The sequence below is a fragment of the Herbidospora sp. RD11066 genome, from assembly GCF_054661255.1.
In genome coordinates, this window is sequence record NZ_BAAGDO010000196.1 from 1 (window position 1) to 263 (window position 263).

Sequence of the window (263 nt, forward strand, 5' to 3'; positions counted from 1 at the left end):
TTTATTTAAAAGCACGATAGACCCAGTTAAAGATGCATTAAGAGATTCAAAACTAACTAAGAAGGAAATTCATGAAGTAGTGCTTGTTGGTGGCTCTACGCGCATTCCAAAAATCCAGGAACTCCTGAAGGAGTTTGTTGAGAGGGATCTAACCAAGAGCAACAGCCCTGACGAGGCAGTAGCTTATGGTGCTGCAGTCCAGGCAGCTATCTTGAAAGGAGACAAGAGTGAAGCTGTTGCAGACCTCCTGCTTCTGGATGTGG

Annotated in this window: 1 protein-coding gene; it reads left to right on the plus strand. The window is 44.9% G+C overall.

All coding sequences use genetic code 11. The features are described from left to right. A partial coding sequence (locus ACYQ78_RS39725) for an Hsp70 family protein (RefSeq protein WP_459806163.1) occupies positions 1 to 263 on the plus strand: 263 nt, incomplete at both ends.